Origin of the sequence: Rheinheimera muenzenbergensis (genome assembly GCF_036984005.1) — a bacterium.
Classification (GTDB): Bacteria; Pseudomonadota; Gammaproteobacteria; order Enterobacterales; family Alteromonadaceae; genus Alishewanella; species Alishewanella muenzenbergensis.
The window spans coordinates 81,920-100,970 of sequence record NZ_JALAAR010000001.1; the positions used below are offsets into that span (position 1 = coordinate 81,920).

Sequence of the window (19,051 nt, forward strand, 5' to 3'; positions counted from 1 at the left end):
TGTTGTTCTTGTAGTAACCGTGCAACAGGGTAAGAAAAGCCCGCCAACAGTGCAAGCCGCGCTAGCGCAACACAGCGGCTAACCGGCAACAATAATATACAGGCCAAGCGATATAAACACTGCGCAGGCGGCACGGCGGGCTAATGCCAGCGGTATTTTTTGCATTAACCAACTACCGGCATAGATCACCGGCACATTTGCCGCCAGCATACCCAGCGTAGTACCCCAGATCACATACCAGACCGCCTGCTCAAAGTTAGCCGCCAGCAATACGGTAGCAACCTGGGTTTTATCGCCAATTTCGGCAAGAAAAAACAACACACAGCTGGCAATAAAGGCACCGTAACGCAATACACCGGTATCTTCACTGTCGTCTTTATCCGGTATAAGTAACCACAGGCCCACGGCAATAAAAGAGCCGCCAAGCAAGCCATAATGCCAGTTGGCCGGAATAAACTGCGCTACCCAGACACCGAGCCAGGCCGAAGCAGCGTGGTTTAACAAGGTAGCCAACAAAATGCCGGCAATAATGGCGCCTTTGGCACGAAAACGGGCGGCAAGAAACAGCGACAATAGCTGGGTTTTATCACCAATTTCGGCAATAGCGACGGCAGTAAAAGAGGAGAACAAAGCTTCCATTAACAATACCTTAGCGGGATTCTACATAAGACACAGCAACGGCTCCCGCAGTGGGCCGTTATTGTGTCTTAAGTCTCATCAATTCAGCAGGCGCTGAACGCATCGGCCATGTGCATTGGGGCACAAGTATGTTGACCGTAGCGCCGCGGTACCACACCGCAGCAGATTACTCCCTTAAGGACGGCGCGCAGTTTAATCTAAAGCCGGCACCGGCTCAACCGCCTTTTAGCGCTGGCGCAAATAAAATGCCGTTGGATTAAACAAAAACAATGCCGCATCGGCAAACTCAGCACGCCAGAACGCTTCGTTATGCTCTGCACCGGCAACGGTTTTAACCGACAAGCCGGAATAGCTAACGCCTTGCTGGCGTAACAAGCTGGCCATCTTTTGCATATTGCTTACCATGTCACGGCCTTCTTTTTCGCCTACCAGCATGCTTAGCCGGCTGCCTGTAGGCAACACACTGCTGTCCGTTTGCTGAAACACCGCATCGGCATACCAGTACGACGGCGAAAAAATACCGGCTTTGCCAAATACGCCAGCTTGGTTAAAGATGGCGTAGTGGCTAATTAATCCGCCCATACTGCTGCCCATAATGCCGGTTTGTGCAGGCTCTTGCAGCGTACGGTAATGCTGATCAATATAGGGTTTTAGCGTGTCGGTAATAAAGCGGATATACAACTCGCCTTCGCCGCTACCATAGCGCGGATGATCCCAGCCGCTGTATTCAGTCATTCTGTGCTCAGCACCATTATCAACTGCCACTACAATTAGCTGCAACCAGCCGTCAGCGGCGAGCTGATTCAGACTTTCGTCAACGCCCCACTCGCCGGAAAAAGCGGTGGCAGCATCAAACACATTCTGGCCGTCGTGCATATACAACACCGGATAGCGCTTATTGCTGAGCGCATAATCCGGCGGCAGATATAGCCGCACCTGACGGCTGCGGTTTAATCCGGCTATCTGAAATGGCGGTGTCAGCAGCTGCACATTCGCCGCTGCCGTAGACGGCTTTTGCGGCGGCAGTTGGGCAGTACTGAGTGAAAAACAAGCAACACTTACTACGGCTGGCACCAGTTTGCTCACTAACGACAGTAACATCAGCACTTATCCCCGTATTTTTATCAATTTATCGGCCCAGCGCAGCGATTGCGCCTGCCAACTGGCCCAACCGGCAGTTAATTTAACCAGGCCCCAGTAAGTCAGTGGCACCAGCACCAGACTGGTTAAGGTAGAAAACAGCAAACCACCAATTATCGCAATTGCCATAGGCGCATAGCTTGGGCCATCACCGCCTATTTGGGTACCGCCCAGTGCCAGTGGCAATAAGCCCAGTACAGTGGTGGACACTGTCATCAGGATGGGCCGCAACCGCGACTCACTGGCATTGATAATCAGCTCACGTAGTGTAGCGTCAGGTTGTTCCTGCCGGTCTTGGTTAATGCGGTCTACCAGCACTATGCCGTTGTTTACCACTATGCCCATTAACACCAGCATACCAATCATGCCCATAACGCCCATAGTGGTGCCGGTAAACAAAAAGGTCCAGAACACACCTACCAGCGAAAATAACAACGAACCAATCACCGCTGTTGGTAATAATAAAGACTCAAATAACGCCGCCATTACCAGATAAATCATCGCTACCGCCAGTAACATATTGACCACCATGACCTGCTGCGACTCGTCCTGGCGCTGAAAGCTGCCCTGAAAGGACCAGCGATAACCAGCCGGCAATGCCAGTTGGTCCATCACTTTTTTAATGTCTTCGCGCGCGGTGTCCATTTTATAGTCTTTGGCCAGGTTCATCCGGATAGCAATGCCGGTTTGCCGGTCAAAGCGGCGGATCTGATTTAGCCGCGGTGCTATGGTCAGCGTCGCCAGTTGCTGCAGGCTAATTACCACACCGTCTTTATTTAAAATGGGCAAGGCGGCCAGCTCAGCCTGGGAGTGACTGATTTTTTCGTCGTACAGCACACGCATTAACAGTTCACCCTGCTCCAGCGTACGGAAAGTACGTAAATTGGTACCGCGCAGTGCCAGCGCAACAGCCTGCGCCACCTGCTGCGCCGACAAACCATGGCGTTGCAGCTGATCCAGTTTTAACCGTATTTGCACTTCCTGCTGGCCACGGGCCATTTCTGAACTGACATCTTCCAGCCCGGCAATACCAGACAGCATAGGTTCAATATCCTCCGCCAGCTTTAACAGCACCTCGGTCGAACTGCCGAGCAAATGCACCTGCATACCACCATTGTTACCCCAGCCAAATGATGGCTTAGCCCGCACCAGTGCCGGCCAGTCTTTACGAATTGCCTCTTTTAACGCCGCCATCGGCTGGCTAAGCTGCGGTTTTAAAATAATGATTGAAATCGCATGGCCAGAGCGGTAATAGCTGTATACCGACTCGATATCAAACCGCTCTTTATTGGCATATAAATACGCCTCCATGCTGCTGACTTCTGCTTCCACTTCTTCCAGGGCAAAGTTGCCCTGTATATTGTAATTTAAAAAAATGCGGTCTCTGTCTTCATTGTCTTCATCACCGCTGGACACCGCCCCCATTGGAATAGCGATGCTAACCAACAACAATACTGCAATTAGCGTCGACCACCGCGGATGATACATCACCCAGCTCAGAACTTTACGATAGCCGCGCTCAAAAGCGCCGGCCTGATGTTGTTGCTGTGGCTGCATATGCAAGTAGGTAGTAAGCAGTGGGATCAATGTCAGCGCCATCAACAGGCTAACGGCCAGACACAAACAAATAGCAATGGCCACATGTTCGAGAAAAATGGTTAATTCCATTTTCTGGCCAACAATATTGGGCAAAAATACAATGGCAGTAGTAGCAGTACCGGCCACCACCGCTAAACTAACCCGGCGTACGCCACGGGCGGTAGCCGCTTTGACATCGCCGCCTAAAGCACGTTCACGAAAGATACTTTCGGTTACCACCACAGCGTTATCAACCAGCATACCAATGGCCAGCATTAAGCCCATCATGCTTAAGATATTCAGGCTGTAATCAAGAAAATACATGATGCCCAGCGCAATACAGATTGATACCGGCACGGCCAGCACCACTACCATAGTGGTGCCGATATGACGCAAAAACATATACAGCACTGCAAAAGATAACAAAGCGCCAATGCCACCGGCACTGAGTAAATCACTAAGTGAGGTAGTCACGCCATCGGCCATATCATCCATTATGTACAGACTGATGCCGTTAAAAGCCGGATCTTTATCGGCCGCTTCTACTACCGCCAAAGCCGCGCGGGCAACCTCTACCAGGTTAGCGCCGGATTCTTTAAACACGTTCATGCCAACAGCGTAGGTCTGGTCCAGATGACGGCCATCTTCACGCTCGGGCAGCTCCAGCTGCACCGTGGCAACTTCGCGCAAGCTAAGTCCGGGCCGCAGCGGCAGTGCCGCTATCTGCTCAAGCTGCTGATACTCACCTACCGGTTTAATTAAGATACTGTTTTCACTGTTACGCAGCTCACCGGCCGTCATCGCAAAATTGTTGCTTTGCAAGGTGCGCACTATGCTTGGGGCATCAATATTTAATGCCCGCATTTTGTCCGGATCCAGCCGGATAATCACCTGGCGTTTTTCTACGCCGTACAGTTCCACTTTCGATACACCGGCAACCCGCTCCAGCGGACGTTTTATTTGCCGCTCCAGCAGATCGTAAGCCATAGCCAGATCACGTTCGCTGGAAATACGCAGCTGAAATATCGGCATATCGTTAGTATTAAACTGAAACACCAGCACCCGCTCGACATCGTCCGGCAATAGATGCCGGATGCTGTCCAGCCGCTCACGTACTTCAATGCTTTTGCTGTTGATGTTTTCTTCCCAGTTAAACTCCAGCGAAATCTCAGCGCTGTTTTCATTTGACCAGGAGCGCATCTCCTTAACCCCACTCACCGTCGCCAGTGCTTCTTCTACCGGGCGGGTGATCAGACGCTCAATTTCAGTCGGCGTGGCATTGTTATAAGGCACATTGATAAAAATCTGCGGAATATCAATACCCGGAAACTTTTCCAGCGGTAACATACGGCTGGCAATAATGCCAAACACCAGCATCGACAAAAACAACATGCAAATTGTCACTGGCCGGGTCAGGGCAAAGCGGGTTAACCACAACGGCTGCTGGTTCATACCGTCACCTCCGCAGCAACCGTATTTGCGACCTTGTCCCGGCTGACTAAAGCATAAAGTACCGGTATAAACAGCAAGGTCAGCATAGTTGCCAGTGCCAGGCCAAAAATTACCGTAATCGCCATAGGCGCGCGGATTTCACTGCCATCACCGGTTCCCAGCGCCATTGGCAGCAGGCCCAGAATAGTGGTTAAGGTGGTCATTAATACCGGACGTAAACGGCTGGCACCGGCATCGATTATCGCCTGCTTTAGCGCCATACCTTCAGCCCGCAGCTGATTAATGCGATCAATTAATACTATGGCGTTGTTCACTACTATACCGGCCAGCATAATCAGGCCGATAAACACTATGACTGACAGACGGGTATCGGTTAGCCATAAACCTAAAATCGCGCCGGCACCGGCCAGTGGCACTGTAAACAGGATCAGCAGCGGTTGCAGCAGGTTTTCAAACTGCGATGCCATAACTAAGTAGACTAAAAATACCGCCAGCAGCAGCGCCATAGTCAGAGATGTGTACGCCCGCTGCATCTCTTCGCTTTGGCCAACTACAGCGCCCGTTACACCATATGGCAACGTTTGCGCCGCCAGTATCGCTGCTGCACTTTGCGTGGCTTGCTCTAAATCACCAAATGCCAGATTTGCACTGACCACAGCAACACGTTGCTGGCCAATGCGGGTAATTTCGCTCGGGCCGGTTTCACGCTTTATCTCGGCGACAGCAGATAAGGGTAGCGGCTTGTCACTGCCCGGATTAATGATCAGCTGGGCCAGTTGTTGCTCGGATTGGCGATACTGCTCGGCTAAGCGTACGCGGATATCCACTTTACGATCATTGACCGAATACTGGCCGGCCAGTTCACCGCCAACATAAGCCGCCACGCGTTTTGCCACTTCATGCGAGGTCATGCCCAGCTGTGACAATAAACCATGATTAAAATACAAGGTGATCTCCGGCTGTCCCGGCCGCAGGCTGGTTTTAACATCAGTAAAGCGATTATCGGCTTCCAGCGCCAAAACCAGATTGTCAGCAGCAGTTTTCAGCTGTGCCAGCTCATAGCCGGATAACTCCAGCTCCAGCGGCGTGCTAAAACTGAATAATTGCGGCCGGTCAATTTTCACAGCGATATCAGCCTGTTGTGCCAGGTAATCACGCAACACTGCCACCACTTGTTGCTCCTGCTCGGCGCTGCTACCAGGCTGCAATACAATATTCAGCCGGCCCCAGTGGCTGCCACCGATGCTGGGGTCAACTGTCATCTGCGCGCCGGTACCGGCCTGAGCATAGCTGCGTTTTACTGCGCTTTGCTCGCCGGCAAGCGCGGCCAGTTTAGTCAGTACTTTGTCGGTTTGCTCTATAGCACTGCCCACCGGCAGCTGTACTTCAACATAAAATTCGCCCTGGCTCATTGCTGGTATCACATCGGCGCCCAGCCGTGGTAACAAGGCAAAACATAAGGCAGCAGCGCTAAGCGTTACTGCTATAGTCAGCGTTTTTAGCTGTAAGGCTGCAGCAAGCGCCCGCCGGTACACCGCTTCTAAGCGGCTTAACAGCCATTGCACTGCGCCCAGCACCGGAGAAAACAACAGCGCTAAACCACGGCTAACCAGACGGAACAGCAGGGTTATCAGGGTTACCAACAGCAATAATAAACCGCGCACGGCTTTACCCAGCATCCGCAGTGGCCAGCTTGGCCAGTAGTACCAGCGCCGTACCGCCGGCTCTGTTTGTTGCACTGCTGCAGGTTCAGCAACTGCACTGCGGCTGCGCTCACGAGCTGCCATGGTAGGAATAAGGGTTAACGCCACCACTAACGACGCTAATAAAGCAAAGGTTACCGTTAACGCCTGATCACGAAACAGCTGGCCGGCAATGCCCTCAACAAACACCAGCGGAAAAAACACCGCCACTGTGGTTAATGTCGATGCCGTAATGGCCATCGCCACTTCACTGGTACCGGTTTGTGCTGCCGCAAAGGCCGTTTTACCCTGCTCTTTGTGCCGGGCTATGTTTTCCAGCACCACTATAGCGTTATCAACCAGCAAGCCAACCGCCAGTGCAATACCGCCCAAACTCATCATATTTAACGTAATACCCTGGCCATACATCAGATTAAAAGTAGCGATGACAGATACCGGAATAGAAATTGAAATGATCAACGTGGCCCAGACATTACGTAAAAACAGATACAGCACCAGCATTGCCAGCAAACCACCAACCACAGCGGCCGACTTTACATCGTCAATGGCTTGTTTAATAAACTCTGACTGATCATACACCAATGTCAGGCGGTAACCTGCCGGCAAGGCTTTTTGCAACTCAGGCAACTGTGCCAGCAGTGTTTGCGCCACCTGCACGGTATTGGCATCGCCTTCTTTATAAATCGCCACTTCAATAGCTTCTTTACCATCGACATAGGTAATGCTCTGACGATCAACAAAGCTGTCGCGCACTCGCGCCACATCTTTTAACCGCACCTGGCTGCCATTAACCTGGGCAACATACAGATTTTCAATCTGGTTTAAATCGGCAAATTGATTAATGGTGCGCACTAAATAGTCATAGCTGGACGTTTCCAACCGGCCGCCGGCCTGATTCAGGTTTTCCTGGCGTAAACGATCACTGATCTGGCTGATATCCAGCTGCAGCTGGCTAAGCTTTTGCGGATCAACCAGTATTTGAATTTCCTGACTTAAACCACCATCCGGCCTTACGGCTGCTACACCCGGTAATGATTCCAGCGCACGACGCAGGTCTTCTTCGGCAAAGGTACGCAGGCTAACTAACTGAGCAGGATTTAGCGCTTCACCGGCGTTTTCACGGCTCAGTGCCAAGCGTACTATCGGGTCCAGGTTGGGGTTAAAGCGCAGCAACAGCGGTTTTTCAATTTCCAGCGGCAAAAATAGCACATCCAGCTTTTCCCGCACTTCCAGTGCCGCCAAGTCCATATCCGTGCCCCAGTCAAACTCCATTACCACATCAGAGCGGCCGGAGCGCGATACCGACTGTACCTTACGCACCCCTTTGACAATACCGACGGCTTCTTCAATCGGTTTGCTGACCAGTTGTTCGACTTCGGCCGGCGCAGCGCCAACAAACTCAGTGCGAACCGTCAGCGACGGGTAAGATAGATCCGGCAGTAAATTAACCGCCAGGCGGCCGGCGGCCACCATGCCAAAAAGTATAATACCTAGTGTAAACATCCAGATGGTAACCGGGCGGGCTACCGCAGTATCGACCAGCTTCATAGCGTCATGTCCTGTGAGCGTTATTATTCTTATTCAAACTCGCGTTCGGTAACTACATTAACCAGAGCTTCGTCTTTTAACGCCGACTGGCCGGCAATCACCACCCGATCTCCCAGCGCCAGCCCAGACAATACTTCTACCGTGTTATCGGCCTGATAGCCCAAATGCACCTGCTTGCGGCTAACTTTTTGCTCGCTGTCGATAACAAATACCGTTTGCGTATTGTCGGTGCTCATCAGAGCGCGTTTGGGTAGCAGTAAGGCATCAGTTTTTACATCAAACTGCAACTGCACCTGGGCAAACATACCGGGTTTTAATTGTTGCTGCGCGTTGGCAACTTTAAGTACCGCCCGCACTGTGCCTGACTGAGCATCTACCACCGGTGCTATACGCACCAGCTCAGCCTGTACTTCGGCCATACCGGCAAACTGTAACAGAGCCTGCTGACCAATCCGGGCCTGCGCCAGCTGTTGCTCAGGTAAATGCACCACGGCTTCTAATTGCTGGTTTGACACCAAATGAAACAACGACTGCGTTGCATGCTGGTTAACCAGCTGGCCGACTTTGGCATAGCGGCGCGACACCACGCCGTCTATCGGGGCGCGGATCTCCGTTTCTTTCAGAGCCAGTTCAGCCAGGCTGACGGTAGCTTGTAACGAATCATACTGCCATTTCAGTTTTTCAAATACATCGGCGCTAATCAGCTGGCGTTGGAACATCTCTTCCATGCGCTTTAATTCACTGCTCAGACGGCTTAGTTCGGCTTTTTCTTTATTAAGACTGTATTGCTGACGCTCGTTATCCAGCACTGCCAGCAACTGACCGGCGCTAACTTTGTCACCCTCTTCTACCAGAATTTTTTGCACTATACCGGTAGCCTTGCTGATCACCTCAGCTTCGGCACGCGCTTCCAGAGTGGCCGTCGTGCGGTAGCTGCTGCTGATTTGGCCCTGGCGGGTTAACGCCGCCTCAACCGGAATAGCCACTACCGCGTCAGCCTTAGTGGCAGCAGTAGAACTATTTGCCTGATTACAACCGGTTAGTAACACGCTGGCTAAAATAGCAGCGGCGGCGGTAAGCTTAAAACTGTGTGAGGTTTTCATTATTCATCCTTTGGAAAATAAAAAACTGAGCAAGTTAACACCGTCAATGCAGTTGCTATGCCAGCCGCAAAAATAATTAATTCATGTATATTTTCAACAACATAGAATATGTTCATTTTATAACGCACACTCATCATTCATGTTAGTTAGTCAAAATCACTATTTGTTGGTCATAAAACTCAATAGCGCCGCGGCCAAACTACAGCCAGATAAGCTCTAGAGTATGTACTCTAAGGTCTGACCTCTCTATAATCGCCCTTTTTACATTCAACAGGGTATGTATATGATTAGAAAATCCGCCGTGTCATTAGCTGTGCTGTCCGCGTTCATTGGTGTGCCGGCGCACGCTGAAGGCTATAAATTGTTTGAGCAATCAGTCAGTAGCATGGGCAACGCCTATGCCGGCCGTGGCGCACAGATCACCGATGCCAGCCTGGTATATTCCAACCCCGCCGCCATTACCGAACTTGACGGTGCCCAGCTATCTGGCGGTCTTAACCTTATCAGTGCACAAACCAATTACCGCAACGCCAGTGCGCAAAGTGCCAACGGTCAGTCAGTAGTTGGTCGTACCGAAGGCGCAAATAGTTTGAATGAACTGGTACCTTTTATGTTTTACGCCGATAAAGTGTCAGAACAATTAAGCTGGGGTATAGGTTTTTACGCCCCCTTTGGCTTGTCATCCGATTATGATGATGACTTTGTCGGCCGTTACTTTGCTGATGAAACTGCCGTTCAGGTAGTTAGCCTGCAGCCGGCACTGGCCTATAAACTTAACGAGCGTCTCTCTGTTGGTGTTGGTATTTCACTAAATCATGCCGAGGGGACCTTATCGAAATTTAAAGATCACAGTGGCCTGTGCGAAGCCGGACCGCTGCTTGGCGCCATTTTTAACGATGCCATTTGTGCCAGCCATTACGAAGTAGAAGGCGATGATATTGCCTTTGGTTACACCCTGGGTATCTATGCTGAGCCTATCGACGGCACCCGCCTGGCTTTAACCTGGCACTCTGCTGTCGACTACAGCTTAAAAGGTGATTCAGTTATAACCAATACGCCGGTTACTGTTGCCAACGGCGCGCCTTATCTGGTGCCGGTACCCGGTATGCCGCAACTGCCATTACTGGATGCCCGCACCGGCAAACTGGCAACTAACGATATGCTGGTTGAAAAAAGCAAACTGGATCTAACCACACCGGCCAGCGCGGCCTTTAGCCTGGACCAACAGCTGACAGCTGCCCTGTCGTTGCAGTTCAGTGCGGCCTGGACGCAATGGAGCAAATTTCAGAGCATTGATATTGTTAGCAACGATGCCAATCCGAGCATTTCATTAAGTACCCAACGCGAACCAAACCTGAATAGCTCCGGCTATATTGGCTATATTCCGGAATACTGGCATAACAGCTGGTCTTTTGCACTTGGTGCAACCTATGTCTACCAGAAAGACTTAACACTGAAAACCGGCGTCGCCTTTGATGAAAACCCGATTAGCCAACGCCATAAAACCGCACGCATTCCCACCGATGATCGGGTATGGCTAACGGTTGGTGCCAACTGGCAGCTTAGTGACAAGCTAAGCCTGGATTTTGCCTATGGCTACCTGTTTACCGGTGATGTCAGTGTTGATGAGCACGAATACAATGTGCAGGACGAACGCTTATACAACAGCGGCTTTCAGGGCCAGTACAGCAATAAAGGCCAGCTGATTGCTGTTCAGGCTAACTACCGTTTTTAAGTTGGCGATGGCATGATAAAAAAAGGCGATCAGATGATCGCCTTTTTTGTTATTAACGCACCGGCTTAGTGTGCCAGCGTTAGCTTGTAACCTGACGGTGCGGCATCGTCCTGCTCGGCCAGTAACATATAGTGTTTAGCTGGCGTAAGTTGCAGTAAATCGGTTTTATCCAGCAAGGTGGTGCTGCCGTTTTCAGCAACCTGCACCAGAGCTATAGCATAGTAGTCTTCCGGTAACGTCAGTGACTGCTGCTTTTTAAAATCCAGATTTTTTACATGGTAGCGTGCATCGGCAATGGTTTCGTTTTGTCTGACAAAATAGAACTGCAGACGGTCAAAATCCGCAACCAGATTGGCAACGATTAAGTCGTGGCTTTTTTGCTGCGGGCTGTCTTTTTCGGCTACGGCCAGCGCTTCTGTTGCGCCCGCTTTGTTATTGTACAGCAACACGGCTTTGCTCTCGCCTGCCGCTAAACTTAACAAAGCGCTGTTTAGCAGCAAGTTGTTGTCGGCGTCACGCACGGACAGGCTAAAGTCACCTTTAGCATGGTCCTGATAGGCACTAAGCTGGCCTGCTGCAACGCTGCCAGCGGACACATTATCCAGAGTTAAGGCTACCGACGTCGCCAGGCTGTTGTAAACGCGAAATTGCGCACCGGCATCAACATCGTTATGGGCGGCAACAGTGGTGGAGTTAAGCACTATATCCAGCGATAGCTGATTGGCTATAGGACCAAATTTGTCGCGCACTATCAGCACGTAACTGTTGCGATAGGCGAAGTTAATAGCATCGGTGGTAAACAGCGGTGTCTGGCTGCCAGCTGCAGTCAGAAAAAAGCGGTACTGGCCGATGTCGTTATTAACCACCTCAGTACTGACTTCATTCTGGCTCAGGCTATCCAGTTTGTCGGCGTTTTCAAAGCCGTTACCAACCTGAGCCATGTACAGGTCCAATTGACTGTGCTGGGCAGATAAATTCACCAGATGCAGCTTAAACTTGCCCTCTTCCGGTTCGGTACGGCTGACATCAACTGTAAGATAATCATACTGCTGGCCTTGTTGCGTCAAAATAAACAAGGCTTTGTTGTCTACGACCAGAGGTAAGTCTTTACTTAACAGCGATGCACTAGTGGCGACATCCTTAACTTGCAACGTATAGCTGTCAGGTTCTAAAGATATCACTGAGCTAACATCACCATAGGTCGCTGAACCAACACTCTTGTCACCAGCGCTTAGAATTGCATTGCCTGTACCGGCTGCACCGTTATAAAACTGCAGAAAACTTTCTGCCGTGGCTGAATCGTTACTACTACTGCCACCACAGGCACTCAGCACCAGCGCCGAGGCTAATAACACACACGAAGTTAAACCATTTGCTTTCATTCACTTTATCCTAAAGCCAGAGAAATCCGGCGTCAGAGTAAGGATTTAAGCTAACGATAGCCATGGCAATTTACCAATGAAAACAGATAATTACGATTAATTACAATTGCTGCTAGTATTGATTGGCCGCAGCGGTTGCGCACAGACAGATTTAGTTACGCCACAAGATCTGCTACACTCTGCCCGCCTTTTTTTCCAGCCTCAGAAGAAGTGAAAATGACTCTTGCAACCCAGGTTCTGGCGGTCAATGACGACTTGCCAATTCGTACAGATTTACCGGTTCACTCCGGCAAAGTGCGCAGCGTATATTGGTTAACTGCAGCTGACAGTGCTCGGCTGATCCGCGACAAAGGCTATGCTGTTGCCGCCGATACTCCGCTGGCCATTATGGTAATAAGTGACCGTATTTCAGCATTTGACTGCATCTGGCATGCCGAACACGGCTTAAACGGTGTGCCTGGCAAGGGGGCTGCGTTAAATGCGATTTCTAACCACTGGTTTTCGCTGTTTAAACAGCACGGTCTGGCCGACAGTCATATTCTGGATATACCGCATCCATTGGTATGGATAGTACAAAAAGCCCGGCCGGTAAAAATTGAAGCCATCGCCCGGCAGTATATTACCGGTTCAATGTGGCGAGCCTACAGTAAAGGTGAGCGTGAGTTCTGTGGCATTAGGTTGCCGGAAGGCTTGCAAAAAGACCAACAGCTGGAAGATATTCTGATCACACCGTCAACCAAAGGCATATTAACCGGGCTGGACGGCGTACCTGAGGCCGATGATGTTAATATCTCCCGCGCTGATATCGAACGTCACAGTACCGCCTTTGGCTTTGAGCAAGCATCTGACATCGACCTGTACGAGAAGCTGCTAAAACAGGGTTTCGCTGTAATAAGCGATGCATTAGCCAAACTGGATCAAATATTTGTCGACACCAAATTTGAATTTGGTTATGTCAAAGATACGCAAGGCCAGAGCAAACTAATTTATATGGACGAAGTCGGCACCCCTGACAGCTCACGCATCTGGGATGGCGCCAGCTGGCGTAACGGCAACATTGTCGAGCAATCTAAAGAAGGCTTTCGCCAGTGGCTGCTAAACCACTTCCCCGAGCCGGATATACTGCTGAATAAAGACCGCATGCCAGAACGCGCGGCCTTAGCCTGCGACAACGCCCTGCCAACAGAAGTAATGATGGACATCTCGCGCACTTATTTAGGCATTGCCGAGAAAGTGATAGGCAAAAAAATCGAGTTATCGGCCAACCCGAAAGCCGAAATAATAGCAGTGCTGGATAAGCACTATGACCTGATCGCTAAATAAACCCTGTCAGACATTGTTAAAACCAAGGCCCGCCAATGCGGGCCTTGTGTTTATGTCAAAACCGTTAAGCAGCATGGTTAACCGCAACATCATTTTTAATAATCAGCACCATGATATATAACAGGGCAAACGGTGGGATAAATGCCAGCAAAGCGCCAAAAAATGCCGCCAGTTTTGGCGTCTGGGTTTTACGTTTGCCCAGGTAATAGCTAAGCACAGCCATCAGCGGCAGTAAGACCAGTACCACCTGGCCGAACAACGTTGCATTGATATTCATGAAAACCTCCTTGTGTAATACAGCTACAGACATCGCTAAAAGTGGCGACTAAGCCACGTTAATTCACCCCATTAAACTGCAGCAGTATGTTGCAGATCCTTATGTTGCAGATCTTGGTAGTTGCAAAATTCCGTCCAGTCTAATTCGCCCAGCAAATGTAAATCAAGCGTTTTATTTTACTCTTACTTTTGTTGCCTTATATAACAAAGGCCGCAATCGCGGCCCTTGGTTGATACAAAAACATGATAGTTTGTCAGGGGTTACAGCTTGCCGAGGGTTACATCACCGCTTACTGTGCTTAAATCTACGCTGCCATTGCCGCTGCCCAGAGTGAATTGCAGGCTGCGGGCCGGGCCATATTTTGCTTTGCTGGCTTTATCGCTGCTGAGTTTGTTGTCGATACTGCCCCCGGCAGATGCCTGAATATCAAAGCGGGCATTGATACTGCTATCCAGTTTTAATTCAATATCGCCGCTGACGCTGCTGCCGCTAATGCGTGGGCTAGCCGACTTAGCCACCTCAGCTTCAATTTCACCGTTAACCGTACTTAATTTCAAATGCTGTGTGCCGGTCATTTTTAATTCGGCATCACCATTTACGGTGCTTACACTCACTTCTTCGGCACTGGTTCTGGCTTTAATTTCGCCATTTACCACACTGTAATTCAGCCGGCCGGAAGAGCCAACGTCAATAATTTTACCATTTACCGAACTCAGCTCAATTTCACCGCTGCTATCTTTACTGTTAATTTCACCATTTACCGTGTTCAACTGCACCAGAACACTCAACTTGGCGGCGGAAATATTGCCGTTTACCGTGCTGATTTTACTGCCGCCTGTTACTCCGGCCAGGCTGACGTCACTGTTTACACCTTTAAACTCAATGCTGCTGCCAGTGGGAACTTCAACTTGTAAATCAGCACCGTTAGATTTTTCACTACCGCGATAATTTACCTGACGCGGCATGGTCATTTCAAAACGGGTAAAACCGTCTTTTGATTCCAGCGTATAGCCGGTGGCCTTTTCGTCCAGCTTGCCGCTTATTTTAAACTGATTACCATCAACGGCTTTAATGCTTACTTCACCGCTCATAACTTCAAGATATATTTTCTCATTGGCGGCAACGGCACGGCTTTCGTTTACGCTTTCGCGCTGGTCAGCATAAGCTGGCAGGCCAGCATGCAACAGCAGCAATGCTGCTACGCCGGTTAACCATTTTTTTGATAGTGTATTCATAATGTTGCTCCTAACTTATGATTAAATGATGCTGCAACGTCGCCCGCTGAATATAGGAAAGTTGCTGTTGATATAAGCTTTGCAACTGCGCTAACAGCTGCGGTTCATCCGGATAAAACTGTAATGCCTGGCGCACCTGAGCGATGGCCTGATCCCAAATTTGCATTTGCAGTTGCCAGTTTTCAAACCCCTCAGCAACGGCAACAATTTGCGCCAATTGCTGTTGTTTTTGTTGCTCGTACACCTGCAATATCATCAACTCTGCACTAGGCATTGCCGCTGAGCGCTGCGCAGCGGAAGGCAAAACAGCCAACTGCCAGCCAATTAACCCCACCAACAGTAATGCAGCAGCACTGGCCCAATACCCTAGTGGCGGCCTGGCTGTTTGACGCTCTGGCAAGCGGCTGACAATATCGCTCCACAGCTCACGCTCGGGCGTGATAGCTTTATTTAAGCTGCGGATAGCGTCATCTAATTGCTCGTTATTCATCGGCTAACCACTCCTGTAATAAAAGTCTGGCCCGGTGGTACTGCGCCTTTGACGTACCTTCGGCGATAGCCAACATGCTGGCTATTTCCCGGTGCCCATATCCCTCTATGGCAAACAAAACAAATACTGCTCTGGCCTGATGCGGCAAACGCACGATGGCGTGCTCTAACGGTGCCTGCAAACTGTGGCAAGCTACCGTCTGCTCGGCCAGCTCCAGTTCATCACTGCTATCGGTCAGGCGCAGGTATTTTTCCTGGCGCCAGATATCTATAGCGGTGCGGGTGGCGATGCTGTGCAACCAGGTGGCAAAACTGCTGTCACCACGAAAAGATGGCAATTGCTGCCAGATCTTTAAGAAAATTTCCTGGCTGGCTTCTTCAGCTTTCTGCCGGTTTGCCAATAAGCGCAAACAAATGGCATACACCCGGCCAACAAACTGCTGATACAGCACCTTAAAAGCCTGCTTATCGCCTTGCTTTGCTGCATCGATTGCCGCTGCAATCTCCATCAACCCCATAGCCTTTTATTGTATTGTTTGACTGGTTAGTCGATAGCGTATTGGCAAAGGTTTAAAGCGTGGTAACTTTTTTTGAAAAAAAGAAAAACGGGAGCAAGCTCCCGTCACTAACTAGTGAGATATAATCCAGGAAGGAAGGTAGAACGCGGGCAAGTATGCAGCTAGCCCGTGTCAGTTGTGTTACAGATCAGCGACAATTTAATGAAACAGGCAGAAGTTGAAGTATTGATGGCAGGACATAGTAATCTGATAGCACCACAGCGGCTGGCAAAATGGATAGCGCACTGCGGCTGGTGTTCACGCCGCGCTGCCGAGCGTTTAATCAGTGCCGGCAGTGTCAGCGTTAATGGTAAACCGGCTAATCACACTGATCTGGTATGTGCGGCGGACCAGATCCTGATTAATCAGCAGCCGCTGAAGGCTGCAACAGAGCGGCAATACTGGCTGTACCACAAACCGGTTGGTATTGACTGTAATAACCGGCCAGACGATCCGGCCAGCCTTTATCACCTATTACAGCAGCTGCCACAACGCCTGTTTGCCGTCGGCCGCCTGGATAAAGATTCCAGTGGCTTGTTACTGCTCACTAATGACGGTGCCTTAAGCCAACAGCTAATGCATCCGGATCACTATCACACGAAAACCTATATTGTTGACACCGACAAAGCCATTACTGCCGCTTTTGTGCAACAAATGGCTGACGGTGTAAGCTGGACACTGGGCGCAAACCACTATCATTCCCGGCCTTGCCAGGTTTGCGCCATGGGTACTGCACAATTTCAAATTGTACTTACTGAGGGCCAGCACCGGCAAATTCGTTATATGTGCAAAAGCTTAGGCTATCGGGTCACATCGCTCAAACGACTGGCGCTGGGTGCACTACAACTGGCAGACCTGGCCTGTGGTGCCTACCGGCCACTCACAGCATCAGAGCTGGCTGGCCTGCAGCGCCTTAACGCGTAGCCAAAGCCACAGGCACAATAGCAAGGTTACGCCATACATTAACAACGCCGCCACTACCACACCTTGCCAGTTAAGCCATTGCCAAAATGGTTGTAAATATACGCCGCCGCTGCTGGCACCAACATAATAAAATACCAGATAGAGCGCACTGGCACTGGCTTTGGCGCGGCTGGCGGTTTGATTAACCCAGCTGCTGGCCAGTGAATGGGTAAGAAAAAAGCCAAATGCATTGATAAAAAACCCCAGCACTATCAACCATAAACTGGCACTTAGCGTAATTAACGTGCCTAAAATCAGGATGATTACACCCAATGCCATGCCCAGCGGCACTGGCAGACGCTGCGCCACGCGGCCCGACATTGCCGAGCCGACTGTGCCGGTGAAATAAGTAATAAACAACAAGCCAATCCAAAAACTGGACAAGCTGTAAGGAGCATCGGCCAGCACAAAGCCGATATAGGTGTACTGGTTAAGAAAAATAAAAAAGTTTAGCCCACCGATAAGATAGGTTAATAGCAACAACGGCTGGCGCAGATGGTACCAGTTATCAATACAGGCCTGGCGCAAACTAAACGGCTTTGCCACAAAAACTTTGCTGGCTGGCAAATACCGCCAGATAAAATAACAACTAAATATACTCAGTATCGCAACAGGCCAAAATGCCCATTGCCAATGGCCAAGATCTGCCAGAGCACCAGCCATTAAACGACCACTGATGCCGCCCAATGAATTAGCACTGATATAAAACCCCACAGCAGCAACCATAGCCGGCTTGCTGTAGGCTTCCCCCATCCAGGCTATGGCTATAGCCGGTAAGCCGCCCAGAAACAGCCCCTGCACCGCGCGCCAGAATACCAGAGAATTAAAGCTGTCTACCTGGGTCAGCGCCAGTGTGCTGAGTGTCATACCGGCCAGCGTAAGCAATAGTAGCTTTTTTCGGCCCCAGGCATCAGACAGCGCTGCATACACCAGCAGAGACACACCCAAACACAAGGTCGCCACAGTATAAGCCCAGCTGGCTTGCAGCGGTGTCAGGCCAAACTCGCGGCTAAGCTGGGGTAACAGAGGCTGCAGCAAATGCAGATTGGCAAATACCACTACGGCGGCTAAACATAAGGCAAAGGCAGAGCGATAAAAGGCAGCGGTTTTATAATCTATCAAGGCCTGCAGTCCGGCGACGGAGTAAGGCGCTATTATAAAGCCATTTGCCAACACAGACGAGCAACAAAAAAGTTAAAGCTTTAGCAAACACTGCCGATAACCAGCTACAGGCTATACTAATGCGACAATTTGAGGAGCAAGCTCATGGCCATTACACCAGGTAACAACTCAGCGGCTATTACCCCTGTCAGGCAGGACAACAGCGCAGCAAAAGCCGACAAGGCTAAAACCGATGTTGCCGCTGGAGCAAACAGCGGTATCAGTGCAGCTGCAAAGGCCAAGCAGGCACAAAATGTGGCGATACTACGCGCCAATGAGCAAGTGTCGCTGCGCAGTAACAATGACAGCTTAAGCTTACTGTACAAAACTGCGCTGGAGGGCATTAATGCTGAACTGGAGCCGGTATTGGGCGAAAACGCCGCCCAAAAAGTTTACGACTCAGGTATCGACACCTCACCCGAAGCCACTGCCGAACGTATCGTCGCCTTTGCTACCGCCTTTTACAGTCGCTACAAAGAGCTGGCAGGTGCTGAAACAGAACAGCAAACGCTGGATGATTTTTTGGCGCTGATAACGCCGGGCATTGAAAAAGGCTTTGCCGATGCCAAAGATATTCTTACCAACTTAAAAGTGTACGAAGGAGACGTAGAAAGCGGCGTAGACAGCACCTATGATTTAGTTAACAAAGGGCTGGCCAGCTTTCGCGAAAGAATGCTGGAGCTGGCAGCTAACCCGCCAGCTGACGACATTGATAGTGCAGCACAAGGTACGGATCCCAAAGACAGCAACTAACAGCAGCCAACAG

At 50.3% G+C, this 19,051-nt stretch carries 15 protein-coding genes; 4 read left to right on the plus strand and 11 right to left on the minus strand.

Going from position 1 to position 19,051, the window contains the following annotated elements; genetic code table 11:
- Window positions 1-78: 78 nt before the first annotated feature.
- From MN202_RS00390 to MN202_RS00410, 5 genes are all read right to left on the minus strand, one after another.
- Window positions 79-639: a TMEM165/GDT1 family protein gene (locus MN202_RS00390; RefSeq protein WP_335734100.1), complete on the minus strand. Its 561-nt coding sequence runs from the start codon at window positions 637-639 to the stop codon at window positions 79-81.
- A gap of 225 nt (window positions 640-864) precedes the next feature.
- The gene (locus MN202_RS00395; RefSeq protein WP_335734101.1) at window positions 865-1,740 is read right to left on the minus strand and encodes an alpha/beta hydrolase; all 876 of its coding nucleotides are present in this window, start codon (window positions 1,738-1,740) and stop codon (window positions 865-867) included.
- A 6-nt stretch (window positions 1,741-1,746) separates the two neighbouring features.
- The gene (locus MN202_RS00400; protein ID WP_335734102.1) at window positions 1,747-4,809 is read right to left on the minus strand and encodes an efflux RND transporter permease subunit; all 3,063 of its coding nucleotides are present in this window, start codon (window positions 4,807-4,809) and stop codon (window positions 1,747-1,749) included.
- Complete coding sequence (locus MN202_RS00405; protein ID WP_335734103.1) at window positions 4,806-8,060, minus strand: efflux RND transporter permease subunit; 3,255 nt, start codon at window positions 8,058-8,060, stop codon at window positions 4,806-4,808. The genes MN202_RS00400 and MN202_RS00405 overlap by 4 nt, the downstream gene beginning before the upstream one ends.
- Before the next feature lie 29 nt (window positions 8,061-8,089).
- Window positions 8,090-9,163: an efflux RND transporter periplasmic adaptor subunit gene (locus tag MN202_RS00410; protein ID WP_335734104.1), complete on the minus strand. Its 1,074-nt coding sequence runs from the start codon at window positions 9,161-9,163 to the stop codon at window positions 8,090-8,092.
- A 283-nt stretch (window positions 9,164-9,446) separates the two neighbouring features.
- Here MN202_RS00410 and MN202_RS00415 point away from each other — a divergent pair, with 283 nt between their 5' ends.
- Window positions 9,447-10,898 (plus strand): OmpP1/FadL family transporter, encoded by a 1,452-nt coding sequence (locus MN202_RS00415; protein WP_335734105.1) that lies wholly within the window; start codon window positions 9,447-9,449, stop codon window positions 10,896-10,898.
- Window positions 10,899-10,963: 65 nt separating this feature from the next.
- Here the strand turns inward: MN202_RS00415 and MN202_RS00420 are convergent, their stop codons facing one another.
- Window positions 10,964-12,280, minus strand: coding sequence for a DUF4397 domain-containing protein (locus tag MN202_RS00420; protein ID WP_335734106.1), 1,317 nt, complete (start codon window positions 12,278-12,280; stop codon window positions 10,964-10,966).
- Window positions 12,281-12,496: 216 nt separating this feature from the next.
- Between MN202_RS00420 and MN202_RS00425 the strand changes: the two genes are divergently transcribed.
- Entirely contained in the window at window positions 12,497-13,603 is a 1,107-nt protein-coding gene (locus MN202_RS00425; protein WP_335734107.1) for a phosphoribosylaminoimidazolesuccinocarboxamide synthase, read from the plus strand.
- 64 nt (window positions 13,604-13,667) lie between these two features.
- Here the strand turns inward: MN202_RS00425 and MN202_RS00430 are convergent, their stop codons facing one another.
- The 4 genes from MN202_RS00430 to MN202_RS00445 all read right to left on the minus strand — a co-directional run bounded on the left by MN202_RS00430 (window position 13,668) and on the right by MN202_RS00445 (window position 16,113).
- Window positions 13,668-13,880 carry a hypothetical protein gene (locus tag MN202_RS00430; protein ID WP_335734108.1) on the minus strand — a complete coding sequence of 71 codons (213 nt, stop codon included), beginning with the start codon at window positions 13,878-13,880 and terminating at the stop codon, window positions 13,668-13,670.
- Window positions 13,881-14,140: 260 nt separating this feature from the next.
- Window positions 14,141-15,115 carry a DUF4097 family beta strand repeat-containing protein gene (locus tag MN202_RS00435; RefSeq protein ID WP_335734109.1) on the minus strand — a complete coding sequence of 325 codons (975 nt, stop codon included), beginning with the start codon at window positions 15,113-15,115 and terminating at the stop codon, window positions 14,141-14,143.
- Between the two features lie 10 nt (window positions 15,116-15,125).
- Window positions 15,126-15,605, minus strand: coding sequence for a hypothetical protein (locus MN202_RS00440; protein ID WP_335734110.1), 480 nt, complete (start codon window positions 15,603-15,605; stop codon window positions 15,126-15,128).
- Window positions 15,598-16,113 (minus strand): RNA polymerase sigma factor, encoded by a 516-nt coding sequence (locus MN202_RS00445; RefSeq protein WP_335734436.1) that lies wholly within the window; start codon window positions 16,111-16,113, stop codon window positions 15,598-15,600. Before MN202_RS00445 ends, MN202_RS00440 begins: the two co-directional genes overlap by 8 nt.
- A gap of 177 nt (window positions 16,114-16,290) precedes the next feature.
- Here MN202_RS00445 and MN202_RS00450 point away from each other — a divergent pair, with 177 nt between their 5' ends.
- A complete protein-coding gene (locus MN202_RS00450; protein ID WP_335734111.1) occupies window positions 16,291-17,085 on the plus strand; it encodes a pseudouridine synthase in 795 nt (264 codons plus the stop codon).
- On the opposite strand, the gene MN202_RS00455 is transcribed toward MN202_RS00450, so the two are convergent.
- Window positions 17,050-18,246, minus strand: coding sequence for an MFS transporter (locus tag MN202_RS00455; protein WP_335734112.1), 1,197 nt, complete (start codon window positions 18,244-18,246; stop codon window positions 17,050-17,052). The genes MN202_RS00450 and MN202_RS00455 overlap by 36 nt on opposite strands.
- Before the next feature lie 144 nt (window positions 18,247-18,390).
- Here MN202_RS00455 and MN202_RS00460 point away from each other — a divergent pair, with 144 nt between their 5' ends.
- Window positions 18,391-19,038, plus strand: coding sequence for a DUF5610 domain-containing protein (locus tag MN202_RS00460; RefSeq protein ID WP_335734113.1), 648 nt, complete (start codon window positions 18,391-18,393; stop codon window positions 19,036-19,038).
- The last annotated feature ends 13 nt before the right edge of the window (window positions 19,039-19,051 follow it).

What these genes read in the sequence shown, in the direction of transcription:
- MN202_RS00420 (WP_335734106.1), bottom strand. Translation starts at nt 12,280, where the DNA reads ATGAAAGCAAATGGTTTAACTTCGTGTGTGTTATTAGCCTCGGCGCTG.
- MN202_RS00435 (WP_335734109.1), bottom strand. Translation starts at nt 15,115, where the DNA reads ATGAATACACTATCAAAAAAATGGTTAACCGGCGTAGCAGCATTGCTG.
- MN202_RS00460 (WP_335734113.1), top strand. Translation starts at nt 18,391, where the DNA reads ATGGCCATTACACCAGGTAACAACTCAGCGGCTATTACCCCTGTCAGG.
- MN202_RS00395 (WP_335734101.1), bottom strand. Translation starts at nt 1,740, where the DNA reads ATGTTACTGTCGTTAGTGAGCAAACTGGTGCCAGCCGTAGTAAGTGTT.
- MN202_RS00390 (WP_335734100.1), bottom strand. Translation starts at nt 639, where the DNA reads ATGGAAGCTTTGTTCTCCTCTTTTACTGCCGTCGCTATTGCCGAAATT.
- MN202_RS00415 (WP_335734105.1), top strand. Translation starts at nt 9,447, where the DNA reads ATGATTAGAAAATCCGCCGTGTCATTAGCTGTGCTGTCCGCGTTCATT.
- MN202_RS00425 (WP_335734107.1), top strand. Translation starts at nt 12,497, where the DNA reads ATGACTCTTGCAACCCAGGTTCTGGCGGTCAATGACGACTTGCCAATT.
- MN202_RS00440 (WP_335734110.1), bottom strand. Translation starts at nt 15,605, where the DNA reads ATGAATAACGAGCAATTAGATGACGCTATCCGCAGCTTAAATAAAGCT.
- MN202_RS00410 (WP_335734104.1), bottom strand. Translation starts at nt 9,163, where the DNA reads ATGAAAACCTCACACAGTTTTAAGCTTACCGCCGCCGCTGCTATTTTA.
- MN202_RS00430 (WP_335734108.1), bottom strand. Translation starts at nt 13,880, where the DNA reads ATGAATATCAATGCAACGTTGTTCGGCCAGGTGGTACTGGTCTTACTG.
- MN202_RS00405 (WP_335734103.1), bottom strand. Translation starts at nt 8,060, where the DNA reads ATGAAGCTGGTCGATACTGCGGTAGCCCGCCCGGTTACCATCTGGATG.
- MN202_RS00445 (WP_335734436.1), bottom strand. Translation starts at nt 16,113, where the DNA reads ATGGAGATTGCAGCGGCAATCGATGCAGCAAAGCAAGGCGATAAGCAG.
- MN202_RS00400 (WP_335734102.1), bottom strand. Translation starts at nt 4,809, where the DNA reads ATGAACCAGCAGCCGTTGTGGTTAACCCGCTTTGCCCTGACCCGGCCA.